This is a genomic window from Ruegeria sp. YKSF131, from assembly GCF_059612645.1.
The window spans coordinates 1-12,779 of sequence record NZ_JBXWQZ010000036.1 but is presented as its reverse complement, the minus strand read 5'-3'; the positions used below and the strand labels follow the sequence as shown (position 1 = coordinate 12,779).

At 54.9% G+C, this 12,779-nt stretch carries 13 protein-coding genes and 3 tRNA genes; 7 read left to right on the top strand and 9 right to left on the bottom strand.

Annotated features, from left to right (window positions below):
* Window positions 1–166: 166 nt before the first annotated feature.
* Window positions 167–243: transfer RNA gene (locus AC2FLZ_RS13845), tRNA-Asp, on the bottom strand.
* A gap of 45 nt (window positions 244–288) precedes the next feature.
* A tRNA-Asp gene (locus tag AC2FLZ_RS13840) sits at window positions 289–365 on the bottom strand.
* A gap of 181 nt (window positions 366–546) precedes the next feature.
* Here AC2FLZ_RS13840 and AC2FLZ_RS13835 point away from each other — a divergent pair.
* Together AC2FLZ_RS13835 and AC2FLZ_RS13830 are read left to right on the top strand one after the other, a co-directional pair.
* Window positions 547–621 (top strand) — tRNA-Val (locus AC2FLZ_RS13835).
* Window positions 622–780: 159 nt separating this feature from the next.
* The gene (locus AC2FLZ_RS13830; RefSeq protein ID WP_480516885.1) at window positions 781–1,593 is read left to right on the top strand and encodes a TylF/MycF/NovP-related O-methyltransferase; all 813 of its coding nucleotides are present in this window, start codon (window positions 781–783) and stop codon (window positions 1,591–1,593) included.
* A 344-nt stretch (window positions 1,594–1,937) separates the two neighbouring features.
* Here the strand turns inward: AC2FLZ_RS13830 and lon are convergent, their stop codons facing one another.
* From lon to AC2FLZ_RS13815, 3 genes are all read right to left on the bottom strand, one after another.
* A complete protein-coding gene (gene lon / locus AC2FLZ_RS13825; protein ID WP_480516883.1) occupies window positions 1,938–4,346 on the bottom strand; it encodes an endopeptidase La in 2,409 nt (802 codons plus the stop codon).
* Window positions 4,347–4,625: 279 nt separating this feature from the next.
* Window positions 4,626–5,756, bottom strand: coding sequence for a tRNA guanosine(34) transglycosylase Tgt (gene tgt, locus AC2FLZ_RS13820; protein ID WP_496817128.1), 1,131 nt, complete (start codon window positions 5,754–5,756; stop codon window positions 4,626–4,628).
* Window positions 5,757–5,818: 62 nt separating this feature from the next.
* Window positions 5,819–6,730: a nucleoside hydrolase gene (locus AC2FLZ_RS13815; protein ID WP_496882294.1), complete on the bottom strand. Its 912-nt coding sequence runs from the start codon at window positions 6,728–6,730 to the stop codon at window positions 5,819–5,821.
* Window positions 6,731–6,905: 175 nt separating this feature from the next.
* Between AC2FLZ_RS13815 and AC2FLZ_RS13810 the strand changes: the two genes are divergently transcribed.
* From AC2FLZ_RS13810 to AC2FLZ_RS13800, 3 genes are all read left to right on the top strand, one after another.
* Window positions 6,906–7,796 carry an SPFH domain-containing protein gene (locus AC2FLZ_RS13810; protein WP_480472533.1) on the top strand — a complete coding sequence of 297 codons (891 nt, stop codon included), beginning with the start codon at window positions 6,906–6,908 and terminating at the stop codon, window positions 7,794–7,796.
* On the top strand, window positions 7,796–8,074 hold the full coding sequence (locus AC2FLZ_RS13805; protein ID WP_480553383.1) for an NfeD family protein: 279 nt from the start codon (window positions 7,796–7,798) through the stop codon (window positions 8,072–8,074). Before AC2FLZ_RS13810 ends, AC2FLZ_RS13805 begins: the two co-directional genes overlap by 1 nt.
* Window positions 8,075–8,168: 94 nt before the next feature.
* A complete protein-coding gene (locus AC2FLZ_RS13800) occupies window positions 8,169–8,531 on the top strand; it encodes an SUF system Fe-S cluster assembly protein (protein ID WP_209504059.1) in 363 nt (120 codons plus the stop codon).
* Window positions 8,532–8,761: 230 nt separating this feature from the next.
* Here AC2FLZ_RS13800 and AC2FLZ_RS13795 read toward each other — a convergent pair whose 3' ends face one another.
* Complete coding sequence (locus AC2FLZ_RS13795; protein WP_496882293.1) at window positions 8,762–9,178, bottom strand: hypothetical protein; 417 nt, start codon at window positions 9,176–9,178, stop codon at window positions 8,762–8,764.
* Window positions 9,179–9,320: 142 nt separating this feature from the next.
* Between AC2FLZ_RS13795 and AC2FLZ_RS13790 the strand changes: the two genes are divergently transcribed.
* Window positions 9,321–9,686 (top strand): HesB/IscA family protein, encoded by a 366-nt coding sequence (locus tag AC2FLZ_RS13790; protein WP_480476725.1) that lies wholly within the window; start codon window positions 9,321–9,323, stop codon window positions 9,684–9,686.
* Window positions 9,687–9,834: 148 nt separating this feature from the next.
* Window positions 9,835–10,584, top strand: a complete 750-nt coding sequence (tpiA, locus tag AC2FLZ_RS13785; protein ID WP_480472529.1) for a triose-phosphate isomerase — start codon at window positions 9,835–9,837, stop codon at window positions 10,582–10,584.
* 9 nt (window positions 10,585–10,593) lie between these two features.
* Here tpiA and AC2FLZ_RS13780 read toward each other — a convergent pair whose 3' ends face one another.
* From AC2FLZ_RS13780 to AC2FLZ_RS13770, 3 genes are all read right to left on the bottom strand, one after another.
* The gene (locus AC2FLZ_RS13780; protein ID WP_480516872.1) at window positions 10,594–11,040 is read right to left on the bottom strand and encodes a nucleoside deaminase; all 447 of its coding nucleotides are present in this window, start codon (window positions 11,038–11,040) and stop codon (window positions 10,594–10,596) included.
* A 65-nt stretch (window positions 11,041–11,105) separates the two neighbouring features.
* On the bottom strand, window positions 11,106–11,417 hold the full coding sequence (locus AC2FLZ_RS13775) for a DMT family transporter (protein WP_480516870.1): 312 nt from the start codon (window positions 11,415–11,417) through the stop codon (window positions 11,106–11,108).
* A gap of 153 nt (window positions 11,418–11,570) precedes the next feature.
* On the bottom strand, window positions 11,571–12,779 hold a 1,209-nt coding region (locus AC2FLZ_RS13770), incomplete at its 5' end, for a TRAP transporter large permease (protein WP_496882292.1).

The window sequence follows — 12,779 nt, the reverse complement described above, 5'->3', positions numbered from 1 at the left end:
AACAAACAAGTGGTTAAGAGATAGGCGAGCCAGACCAAGACTCCAACAGAAAAGTTAGAACATTTAGTGAACAGTCGAATTTTCGCCGATCAAAACCTGCAATGAACACAGGATTGACTAAAGGTGCCTAAAAAGGCGCAACCCTTGATCTGTTAGAGGAGGAAAATGGCGCGGTTGACGGGGCTCGAACCCGCGACCCCCGGCGTGACAGGCCGGTACTCTAACCAACTGAGCTACAACCGCGCATCTATTTTCGTGGCCTTTAACCTGGACCAAGGATGGCAGCGATGGCGCGGTTGACGGGGCTCGAACCCGCGACCCCCGGCGTGACAGGCCGGTACTCTAACCAACTGAGCTACAACCGCCCGCTGCAAGTTCATTGCTGAACGTTTGGGTGTATTATGGCTACGCTCGGGCAGCGTCAAGCGGCGTTTTCAAGTTTTTTGTCAGATTCCAGATTTTTGTATACGGCGCGATTTTTTGCGGATGCCGCGGGTTCTATTTCCCTTGCAGCCAACCTTCGGGAAAGATATCACCCCGTCCCATGGGTGATTAGCTCAGTGGTAGAGCGCTTCGTTCACATCGAAGATGTCAGCGGTTCAAATCCGTTATCACCCACCATTTTCCCGCATAGCTTTCCACCATTATTACGCAACTACACCGTGTACAATCCACTGCCTCAGCTTAGGTTCTTCGATTGGCCTCAACACAAAGAAGAAAATTTGATTGCACAAAAACACGTATGAAGTATTGATCTTCTGCGCATTTTTGGAGCATGAAATGGACCCTTTGAAGCTTTTTAAACAATTGATGACTGCATCGGTTTATCCCGAATCTGCCTACAGGGTTGAGCAAGTCAGAAACAGTCAAGATCCCAGTGTCATGCAGAAGAATTCGTTGATACGCACGCTGGCCAAGCAAAACCTGCTTCTGGTTGAAAAGAAAGACTACATTCATTCTGACCGGATCGAAGGCCGTGATTGGCCCATGTTTGGTTATACGATGGTTGGCCACAAACGCCTTGATAACATTCAGGAGGCCGTTGAGAGCATTCTGGACAAGGGCATTCCCGGCGACCTGATTGAATGCGGTGTTTGGCGCGGTGGTTGCGCGATGGTTATGAAAGCCGTCCTAGAGCTACATGGTGACCGAGATCGTAAGGTCTGGTTGGCAGACAGCTTTGCAGGATTGCCTAAACCCAATAGTACGGATTTTCCGGACGACACAGGCTACGATCTGTCAGAAGAAGAGATTCTTGCTGTTCCCGTTGACACAGTTAAGGCCAATTTTGAACGCTTTGACTTGCTGGATGAACGGGTAAAGTTCTTGCCTGGATGGTTCAAAGACACACTTCCAAGCGCTGAGATAGAACAGATTGCCCTTCTGCGTGCAGACGGCGATCTATATGAATCGACCATTCAAATTCTTGAAAACCTGTATCCCAAAGTGGTCTCGGGTGGGCACGTCATTATCGACGACTACAACTCATGGCCACCATGCAAGAAGGCCGTGGAAGATTATCGCAATGCGCATGGGATTACCGAGCCAATTATCGAAGTTGATTGGACCGGAGCCTATTGGATCAAGAACTAAGCCTCTCCTTCAAATAACCTGTTCATTGCCTGAACAGCGCGTTGATTTGTTCTCGCTCAAAATGCGCGTCGAGCGTCTCTGGGGCTTGCTTGAAAGTGCAAATTCTCCGGCAATCAGAGGGCTGCTGTTGCCAATATATTGACGCTGGTCAGTCCAAATACGAATCCCCTGTGTCGCTTTGAGCAACAGCCTCAATACGACGAAAAGAAATGCAACAAGCCAGCCTCACGCAATACTTGTACTTATTCAATAAAAACCTGAGCCTGTTCATCACGTCTTGATCAGTGTCGATCTTTGGCCCTTGAGACCGAAAGACGGCGGGGGTACCCCCGCCGCCTTGGAGTTCAATGCGCAGTTGCTAAAGACTCAGTGTTTCCAGAAGCTTGCGCCGCCGCTGCTGCGGCCTCTTCCGCGGCTTCATCCCACTCGATCGGTTCAGGTTTGCGCACCAATGCGTGTTCCAGAACTTCCGAGACATGTTTGACCGGGATGATCTTCAGCCCTTCTTTGACGTTGTCCGGGATATCCGCGAGATCCTTTTCATTCTCTTCCGGGATCAGAACGGTCTTTATCCCACCACGCAGCGCGGCCAGTAGCTTTTCTTTCAATCCACCAATCGGCATCGCATTCCCGCGCAGTGAGACTTCGCCGGTCATCGCGATGTCTTTCCGAACCGGAATACCGGTCAGAACCGAGACAATCGACGTGACCATGGCCAGACCTGCCGATGGGCCATCCTTGGGTGTCGCGCCATCCGGCACGTGAACGTGAATGTCGATCTTGTCAAACTGCGGCGGCTTTACCCCGATCTGAGGTGAAATCGAACGCACATAGGACGAAGCGGCGTCGATGGATTCCTTCATCACATCGCCCAGCTTACCGGTCGTCTTCATCCGCCCTTTGCCGGGCAGTTTCAACGCTTCGATATGCAGCAGGTCGCCACCCACTGACGTCCAGGCAAGACCGGTGACAACACCAACCTGATCGTCCTGCTCGGCCAGACCGTAACGGAATTTCGGCACGCCCAGGAAATCTTGCAGGTTTTCGGGTGTAACCTTAACGGTTTCTGCATCCTTCTTGATGATCTTGGTCAGCGACTTGCGCGCGACCTTGGCGATTTCACGTTCAAGGTTCCGTACACCCGCCTCGCGGGTATAGGTGCGGATGATCTTTTGCAGCGCCTCATCGGTCAGTTCGAATTCCTTGGCTTTCAAACCATGGTTCTTGACCTGTTTGCTGATCAGGTGCTGCTTGGCGATCTCACGCTTTTCGTCCTCTGTGTAACCGGCCAACGGGATGATCTCCATCCGGTCAAGCAAAGGCCCGGGCATGTTGTAGCTGTTCGACGTGGTCAGGAACATCACGTTGGACAGGTCATATTCAACCTCAAGATAATGGTCCATGAACGTGTTGTTCTGTTCCGGGTCCAGCACCTCAAGCATCGCGGATGCTGGGTCGCCCCGGAAATCCTGTCCCATCTTGTCGATTTCATCCAACAAAATCAGCGGGTTCGTGGTCTTCGCCTTTTTCAACGCCTGAATGATTTTGCCGGGCATGGAGCCGATATAGGTCCGACGATGGCCCCGGATCTCGGATTCGTCTCGAACACCACCCAGTGAGATGCGAATGAACTCACGCCCGGTAGCTTTGGCAACCGACTTACCCAGCGAGGTCTTGCCCACGCCCGGAGGGCCGACAAGGCAAAGAATCGGCCCTTTCAGCTTTTTCGAGCGCTGCTGAACCGCGAGGTATTCAACGATCCGTTCCTTGACCTTCTCAAGCCCATAATGGTCCGCGTCCAGAATCTCCTGCGCGCGGCCCAGATCCTTTTTGACACGGGATTTAGTGCCCCAAGGCAGAGCAAGAATCCAATCCAGATAGTTGCGCACAACTGTGGCTTCGGCCGACATAGGTGACATGTTCTTGAGCTTCTTAAGCTCACCCTCGGCCTTTTCCCGCGCTTCTTTCGACAGCTTGGTTTCGGCGATTTTGGCTTCCAGTTCAGCAACTTCGTTGCTGCCGTCCTCGCCATCGCCAAGTTCCCTCTGAATGGCCTTCATCTGCTCATTCAGATAATACTCACGCTGCGTCTTCTCCATCTGGGATTTGACACGGGTCTTGATCTTCTTCTCGACCTGCAGAACAGACATCTCGCCCTGCATCAGGCCATAGACCTTCTCAAGCCGCTCGCTGACGCTGAGGGTTTCCAGAAGCTCCTGCTTTTGTTCGACTTCTATGCCCAGATGCCCGGACACAAGGTCGGCCAGCTTCGCAGGCTCGGTGGTATCGCCTACTGCGGTCAGTGCCTCTTCGGGGATGTTCTTGCGCACTTTGGCGTAACGCTCGAACTCGTCCGCGACAGTGCGCAACAGCGCTTCGGTCGTGGTGACGTCGCCGGGAATTTCGGTCAGGTATTCCGCGCGGGCTTCGAAAAACTCTTCGTTTTCCAGAAACTCGGTGATCTGAACGCGCGCCTGCCCCTCGACCAGCACTTTCACCGTGCCATCGGGCAGCTTCAGAAGTTGCAGCACATTGGCCAAAACGCCGGTGCGGTAGATGCCTTCTTCATCCGGATCGTCAACGCCGGGATCGATCTGGCTGGACAACAGAATTTGCTTGTCATCCTGCATCACCTCTTCCAGCGCGCGGACCGATTTGTCACGGCCTACGAAAAGCGGCACGATCATATGTGGGAACACCACAATATCGCGCAGCGGCAGGACGGGGTAGGAGGAATTCAGAGGCTCTTGCATGCTCTATCCTTATCGTTGGCAAGACGGAACTTGTCCCTCATCGAGGCAACATTTGTCCGTCTCCTGTCTTGGACGATAAAGGTGGGGCCTCATCGCCCATTTTCAACCTTACCGCCATGTATCACCAATCAGAATGAACCGAGGTTTGGCGGACTGCAAGGCGTGCCGGGAACATATCCACCAAAATAGTAGAATACGCCCCGGTCTTGCGCGATCAGTCGCCAGAAAACAGCCCGGCTGCGCAGAACTGCCAGTTTTAGCCTTGGAGGGGGCGAAATATCACAGCGGTTCGATATCCCCCTGCGCGCGTTGCGCGTGGAAATCAGCCTGCCAGGCTTCGAACGCACCATCCGCAATCGCGTCGCGCATTCCGGCCATGATCTCCTGAAAATAATGCAGATTATGCCATGTCAGCAACATGCCAGAGATCATCTCATTTGCGCGGAACACGTGGTGCAGGTAGGCGCGGGTATAATTCGAACAAGCCGGGCAAGTGCAGTGTTCGTCCAGCGGCCGCGGATCGTCTGCGTGACGGGCATTCTTGATGTTCACCACGCCGTAGCGGGTGAAAACCTGCCCTGTACGCCCAGACCGCGAGGGCAACACGCAGTCCATCATGTCGATCCCGCGGGCAACAGCACCGACGATATCGTCGGGCTTGCCGACGCCCATCAGATAGCGCGGCTTGTCCGATGGCAGGAAATCGGGGGCATAATCGAGACAAGAGAACATGGCCTCCTGCCCTTCGCCGACCGCCAGGCCACCAACTGCGTAGCCTTCGAAACCGATAGATTTCAACGCCTCGGCGCTTTCTTCGCGCAGGTCTTTTTCCAGCCCACCTTGCATGATGCCAAAAAGCGCATGCCCCGGACGATCGCCAAATGCATCGCGCGACCGTTCGGCCCAACGCATCGACAGGCGCATTGACTCGGCAATGCGGTCACGATCCGCTGGCAGCGCAGGGCATTCATCGAAACACATGACAATGTCCGAGCCCAACAGGCGCTGGATCTCCATCGACCGTTCCGGCGTCAATTCGTGCTTTGATCCGTCGATATGAGATTTGAAGGTCACGCCCTTTTCAGTCAGCTTGCGCAAACCGGCCAGCGACATGACCTGAAATCCGCCGGAATCTGTCAGAATGGGCCGATCCCAGTTCATGAACTTATGCAGTCCACCCAGTCGATCAATACGCTCAGCGGTCGGGCGCAGCATCAGGTGATAAGTGTTCCCCAGCAGGATGTCTGCCCCGGTCGCCCGAACGCTTTCCGGCATCATCGCTTTGACCGTTGCCGCAGTGCCAACCGGCATAAAGGCAGGCGTTCTCACGTCGCCGCGCGGTGTGCTGATCACTCCGGTCCTGGCTTTGCCGTCTGTTGCCTTCAGATCAAAAGAAAACTGTTGGGTCATGTCATCCCTCGGGTCGCCGAACCGGGCAGGCTTTGCCCGATCCGTTTGGTCTTTGCAACCCGTCAGGGTAGCGAGGCAACACGGTCTGTAAACAGTTGAACAACCCCTGCCCCGTCCACGTCGCGGCAGACCCGAACTACGGGACGTTCCGGATCAGGTCGCGTTGCCCCCTTCTGGTCGCCTTCGGTGACAACCCGCAGACCCGTTTCGACCATGTCAAACATGGCACCATGAGAACAAGCGATCACAGCCGTCGAATCGTGCAGGCCGCAGCCTTCCAGACCACCGACGTCCTTGTAGAACTTCAGGTAAAAGCGAGAGATATCGCGCAGAAAGGACCCCATATCAGATGATCGCATTGCCAGGCTTTCGAAATCCGCAGTCTCGTAGAGCGTTTTCAGCGTGACATCCAAACCGACAAGAACGGTTTCCGGCGGCGTGGCAAAGACCTCTTCAGCGGCAATCGCATCATGATAGATGTTGGCCTCAGCATGTACCGTAATATTACCCGGGCAGTACACCGCCCCGCCCATTATAACCAAACGCCCCAGATTGTCGGCGAATTCCGGATCCAGACGAATGGCGTTGGCGATGTTGGTTAGAGGGCCCACGGCGCAAACCACCAGCTCTTTCTTGTGGGTTCGTGCCATGTCGACCAGAAATTCAGCAGCTGACAGGGCGTGGTTACTTCCAATCTCGGGAATGTCAGTCAGGTCACCGAATCCTTCGGGACCATGCACATGTTCGGATGGCGAATGTGTATCGGCACCCAATGCAACGGCAGCCCCTTCCGCGACAGGCAGATCCAGACCCAGTTTATCAAGCAGGAACCGGGCATTGCGGCTGGATTGATGTACATGCATGTTTCCAAACACCGTGGTCAGGCCGATCAGCTCGATCTCGGGTGCTGCAGCGGCATAGGCGATTGCCATGGCATCATCGATGCCAGGATCTGTATCGATTATCAGTTTCATCCCCGCCCGATACCGCAAACAACTAGGGATGCAAAGCGGTCACAGCACGATTTTTCGATACAGCGTTTCATTATCGAGGCATTTGCATGGGACTGCTTTCCCCTCATACCAGAGTTGAAATCGAGCGACTCAATCGCCACATGTATACTATAGTACACAAAAACAAGAGGACAGTATGACCGAAGACCAAATCATCGGATTGCTTTCGTCAAACATCATTTACCTGCTGGCCGCGGTGCTGGTAATTGTTATCATTTTCAAGGGCATCAAGATTGTGCCTCAGTCCGAAAAATATGTGGTTGAACGGTTTGGGCGCCTGCATTCCGTGCTTGGCCCCGGCATCAACTTTATCGTTCCGCTGCTGGACATTGCGCGCCACAAGATCTCGATCCTGGAACGCCAACTGCCAAACGCGACGCAGGACGCAATCACCAAGGACAACGTTTTGGTGCAGATCGATACATCGGTCTTCTACCGTATTCTCGAACCTGAAAAGACGGTCTACCGAATCCGCGACGTTGATGGCGCGATTGCTACCACTGTCGCCGGGATCGTTCGCGCCGAGATTGGTAAAATGGATTTGGATGAGGTCCAGTCGAACCGGTCCCAACTGATCACGCGTATTCAGGAAAGCGTTGAAACCGCTGTCGATGACTGGGGCATCGAAGTCACCCGCGCCGAGATTCTGGACGTAAATCTGGATCAGGCCACCCGTGACGCCATGCTGCAACAGCTGAACGCCGAACGCGCCCGTCGTGCGCAGGTGACAGAAGCCGAGGGCAAGAAGCGCGCAGTCGAGCTGCATGCCGACGCCGAGCTTTATGCGGCGGAACAAACCGCCAAGGCGCGGCGCATTCAGGCCGAAGCCGAAGCTTATGCCACAGGTGTGGTCGCCAAGGCCATTCAGGATAACGGCATTGAAGCGGCCCAGTATCAGGTTGCCTTGAAGCAGGTTGAAGCCCTGAATGCGCTTGGAAACGGTACTGGCAAGCAAACTATTGTTGTGCCTGCCAACGCACTGGAAGCCTTTGGTGATGCATTCAAAATGCTAAAAGGAGGAAAATGATGGCAGACCCCTTCTGGTTGACCTGGTGGATCTGGCTCGCCGCCGCATTGGCGCTGGGTATCCTTGAGATTGTCTTGCCAGGGTTCATTTTTCTGGGCTTTGCAATCGGAGCCGCAGTCACGGGCCTTATCCTTGCCGTATCCGGAATGGCTCTGTCTTTGAACGTGTTGGTGTTGATCTTCGCAGTGATGTCACTGATTGCGTGGCTTGTTTTGCGGAATCTGTTTGCATTGCCGCAAGGTCAGGTCAAAACCTTCAACCACGACATCAACGACTAAATTGCCGCGGCGCCCCTATCGGCGCCGCCGCCCTACTGGACGCTGTTGCGGCTATTCCCTATATAATCACTCAGGCAACAGACCCGAGGCAAAGATGACCCACCCGAGCGAACAGTTTGAAGGCACACCGCTGATTGCGCCGTCAACCATTGAGCACCCCCTGTACGAGCCCGTGGTCGAGGCGTGCCGCACGGTCTATGACCCGGAAATCCCCGTGAATATCTATGACCTCGGCCTGATCTACACGATCGACATTTCCACGGACAACGCGGTGAAGGTGATCATGACGCTGACAGCCCCCGGATGCCCGGTTGCCGGCGACATGCCCGGATGGATCATGGAAGCGATCGAGCCTGTTGCAGGCGTCAAAGAGGTCGACGTGGAACTGACCTGGGAGCCACCCTGGGGTATGGAGATGATGTCAGACGAAGCACGTCTGGAACTGGGATTTATGTAGGCACCGACCACAGTTTCCCGGCTATTCGTCACAAAACATTGGTGTTTTTGTTACCTGTTCGTGCTGTCCCTGTCACAATGATACGGGAAAAGACCTGCGGACGGCACCAATCGGTATCGTACCTCGGGCCAGACATGATTTGACCGCCCCCCGAATTCCGGCCCAGAAACACGGACCGTTCTTGCCCGAGAACGGTCCTTTTCATATCCAGATCACCTAACGACGGGTGATCAGTTCAAATTGCAGGTCTTTTTGATTTCCGCAGATCTGGCATCCAGTTGATTGATGTAGTCCCCCGATAGCATTTGCAGCCTTTTGTGTTCCGTTCCTGTGACCAGCCCCAAAAGTGCCCCGGCAGGAGTAATGGCGGCAACACTTTCCAACTGTTGGTCCTGCGCGTGCTTTTTCTCAGTCGCGATGGCGCGCAGATCGCCCTCGGCGGTCGCGCAGTTTACCGGATGCCTCTCTCTATCATTGGCGGCCACCGCATCATCCGGAACAAACAAAAGAACTGCAATGGTAAGTACCGCTCCCAACAAGACTGGATTAAAAATTGCATTTAATCTCTTCACAATATTATCCTTTCCGATGATTTCACAATGCGAACCGTTTTGGCGATCAACCAGCTTAAACCTATTCAGCTCCACGGTTTAACGGTCGGGTGTTTTCAGCGAACCCATACTGTATGCCGGGTTGTTTCATCCTGATAAAACTCTTTATAACACACCGTCTTGAGCCTTGGCCCCCTGAGCCCTAGATTAAATGCAACGCGCGACAACGGAGACTTACATGTTCGGCATTCCCGGCAAACAGGCTGTGACCATGACGCCCAAAGCCGCAGAGCAAATTACCCGCCTGATGAACTCGGGTGGCCACGTCGGCTTGCGCATTGGCGTAAAGAAAGGCGGCTGTGCGGGCATGGAATATACCATGGAATATGTCGATCAGGCCGATCCACACGACGAAGTCGTTGAACAGGATGGTGCACGCGTCATGATCGCACCAATGGCGCAGATGTTTCTGTTCGGGACTGAAATCGATTACGAGGTGTCGTTGCTGGAATCAGGTTTCAAGTTCAGGAACCCGAATGTCGTCGACGCTTGCGGTTGCGGTGAATCCATCAAATTCGATGAGAGCATCGTGCAGAAATCCTAGTTTGCGCCGGGTAATCCTGTGACTCGGGCCCGACCGAACGCCGTGCGTCGATCAAAGCGCGCGAACCCACCCGATCAGTGGAATTGTAAGATCGTGCCGACAATGCTATCCGCATCTTAAATCATCGAATGATCAGGGAGATACGGGTATGCGGCGCAAGCTTGCGGCAGGAAACTGGAAAATGAACGGAACCGGTGCTGCGCTGAGCGAGCTTGAAGCACTGTGCAAGTCCCACCCAGACGCTTCTGTCGATATCCTGATCTGCCCTCCGGCAACATTGCTCAGCCGCGCGGCAGACACCGTACGCGGGTCAGCAGTTACTGTTGGCGGGCAGGATTGCCACGCGGCAAGCGCAGGCGCGTATACAGGCGATATCAGCGCTGAGATGCTGCTGGACGCGGGCGCGACATCAGTCATCCTGGGTCATTCCGAACGGCGCGTGGACCATGAAGAGCATGACGAGGATATACGCGCCAAGGCCCGTGCAGCGATGGACGCGGGGTTAAAAGCGATCATTTGCGTAGGCGAAAGTCTGGAGCAACGAGAGGCGGCCAATACACTCGACATTATCGGCGGTCAGATGTCGGGGTCGATCCCGGATCAGGCAACCGGCGAGAACCTGATCATTGCATATGAACCGATCTGGGCCATCGGCACTGGCAAGGTTCCAACGCTTGATGAGATCGGAGAGGTTCACGACTTCATCCGCGCCCGGTTAGAGCGTCGTTTTGGCGAAGGTGTGGGTCGCTCTGTCCGTTTGCTTTATGGCGGGTCGGTAAAACCCTCCAACGCGGCGGAGATCTTTGCGGTTTCAAATGTCGATGGTGCGCTTGTGGGCGGCGCCAGCCTGAAGGCCGGGGATTTCACGGGCATTATTCAGGCGCTGGAGAGCGTCTAGGTTTCGCCTTTACTCGGCAATATCTTCCGCCCAAAGCTCTGGCTTTTCTTCGATGAACCGCTGCATCAGTGCGATGCAGTCGGGATCGTTGGCTATCACCACCTCGACGCCGCGGTCGCGCAGGAAGTCTTCGTTGCCACCAAAGTTCTGGGTATCGCCGACCACCACGCGCGGGATACCAAACTGAACGATAGTGCCGGAACACATCATGCAAGGTGACAAAGACGTGTAAAGAACCGTGTCGCGATAGGTTTTCTGACGCCCGGCTTTGCGCAAAGCATCCATTTCCCCATGTGCGATCGGATCCCCGCCCTGTACACGTTGATTGCGCCCTTGTGAAACAATTTCGCCACCCCGCGCCAGAACTGATCCGATAGGGCATCCACCTTCATCAAACCCGGCTTTTGCCTCGTCATAAGCCACGCGCAGCAGGCGCTTGTCGGTCTCGGTCAGCATTCCAGTCTCTAATTCCCGTGTTTTCCGAACCCTGCCCAAGCAAAATGGCTTGGTCAATAAAACGCTCACGCCAGCTTCATCAGGATGAGACCTGACACGATCAGAAGAGCCGCCAGAATCCGCGCAGGGCTAAGGGCTTCGCCCAGAAACAGGATACCTACACAGAACGCCCCCACAGCCCCGATACCGGTCCAGATGGTATAAGCCGTGCCCAACGGCAGGTCGCGCATCGCCAGCGCCAGAAGACCGAAAGACCCGATCATCGAAAGCCCCATCAAGGCCGTAGGCAACAATCGGGTGAAACCAGCCGATTGCTTCATCGCTACGGCCCAGACGATTTCCAACAGGCCAGCAAATAGAAGGAATACCCAGGGCATAAGACAACCTCGTATCCGTTCGGGTCGTCCCGAATAATGTCCCGATATGGGGAGGTCGTCCTCTGGACCCGAGATATGAACCCGGTGCGCGGTTTCAAGATACGAAAAAGCCGGGCGGTCGAAACCGCCCGGCTACGTACATCGTCAAACAACCTAATTGGTTATGATTTCCGGCCCCATGAAGGTGTTGGGCAGGAAGGTCGAGATCCACGGAATATACGTCACCATAATCAGGAAGACGAACAGGACAGCAAGGAACGGCAGCGCCGCCCTCACAACGCTCATCATCGGCATACCCGCAACACCCGAGGTTACGAACAGGTTCAAACCGACCGGGGGCGTGATCATCCCGATCTCCATGTTCACCACCATGATGATGCCCAGATGGATCGGATCGATACCCAACTCGATGGCAATCGGGAACACCAGCGGTGCAACGATCACCAGCAGGCCCGACGGCTCCATAAACTGACCACCGATCAGCAGGATTACGTTGACCACGATCAGGAAGGTTACCGGTCCAAGACCCGCTGAAAGCATGGCGCTAGCAATGTGCTGCGGCACCTGTTCGTCCGTTAGAACATGTTTGAGGATCAGCGCGTTGGCGATCACGAACAACAGCGTCACCGTCAGCTTTCCTGCCTCGAACAGAGTATGCTTGGTGTCGGGGTGAAAGAACGCTGTGACCAAAGCGTAGGGCTTTTTCAGCAGTGGCAGGTTCTGTGCGTCCCCTTCCGTACTCAGCGGACCCATGTCCTTGTAGACGAAACTGGCGATGAAGAAGGCATAGACGGCAGCAACCGCGGCAGCCTCGGTCGGGGTAAAGATACCCCCATAAATGCCACCCAGAATGATAACGATCAGGAACAGGCCCCAACCGGCCTCGCGGGCCGAGGTAAAGACCTCACCCCACCCCTTCCATTCACCCTTGGGCAGGTTCTTGACCTTTGCCATGACATAGATGGTGATCATCAGCATGAAGCCAGCCATCAGACCGGGAATAACGCCAGCCAGGAACATGCGCCCAACTGAAACTTCGACGGCGGCGGCATACACAACCATCACGATGGACGGTGGGATCAGGATGCCCAGCGTACCCGCGTTACAGATCACACCGGCGGCAAACTCTTTGGAATACCCAACCTGGCGCATACCTGCGATGACGATCGAACCGATAGCTACAACCGTGGCCGGGGACGATCCTGAAAGCGCGGCAAACAGCATACAAGCAAACACACCCGCAATCGCCAGACCGCCGGGCAGATGCCCCACGCAAGCAATCGAGAATCGGATGATCCGACGCGCTACGCCGCCTGTCGTCATGAAGGACGAGGCGAGAATAAAGAACGGGATCGCCAAAAG

Excerpts from the sequence above, each read along its gene's own strand:
- lon (WP_480516883.1), bottom strand. The coding sequence starts at position 4,346 with ATGCAAGAGCCTCTGAATTCCTCCTACCCCGTCCTGCCGCTGCGCGAT.
- AC2FLZ_RS13800 (WP_209504059.1), top strand. The coding sequence starts at position 8,169 with ATGACCCACCCGAGCGAACAGTTTGAAGGCACACCGCTGATTGCGCCG.
- AC2FLZ_RS13790 (WP_480476725.1), top strand. The coding sequence starts at position 9,321 with ATGTTCGGCATTCCCGGCAAACAGGCTGTGACCATGACGCCCAAAGCC.
- tpiA (WP_480472529.1), top strand. The coding sequence starts at position 9,835 with ATGCGGCGCAAGCTTGCGGCAGGAAACTGGAAAATGAACGGAACCGGT.
- tgt (WP_496817128.1), bottom strand. The coding sequence starts at position 5,756 with ATGACCCAACAGTTTTCTTTTGATCTGAAGGCAACAGACGGCAAAGCC.
- AC2FLZ_RS13810 (WP_480472533.1), top strand. The coding sequence starts at position 6,906 with ATGACCGAAGACCAAATCATCGGATTGCTTTCGTCAAACATCATTTAC.
- AC2FLZ_RS13830 (WP_480516885.1), top strand. The coding sequence starts at position 781 with ATGGACCCTTTGAAGCTTTTTAAACAATTGATGACTGCATCGGTTTAT.
- AC2FLZ_RS13805 (WP_480553383.1), top strand. The coding sequence starts at position 7,796 with ATGGCAGACCCCTTCTGGTTGACCTGGTGGATCTGGCTCGCCGCCGCA.
- AC2FLZ_RS13775 (WP_480516870.1), bottom strand. The coding sequence starts at position 11,417 with ATGCCCTGGGTATTCCTTCTATTTGCTGGCCTGTTGGAAATCGTCTGG.
- AC2FLZ_RS13815 (WP_496882294.1), bottom strand. The coding sequence starts at position 6,730 with ATGAAACTGATAATCGATACAGATCCTGGCATCGATGATGCCATGGCA.
- AC2FLZ_RS13780 (WP_480516872.1), bottom strand. The coding sequence starts at position 11,040 with ATGCTGACCGAGACCGACAAGCGCCTGCTGCGCGTGGCTTATGACGAG.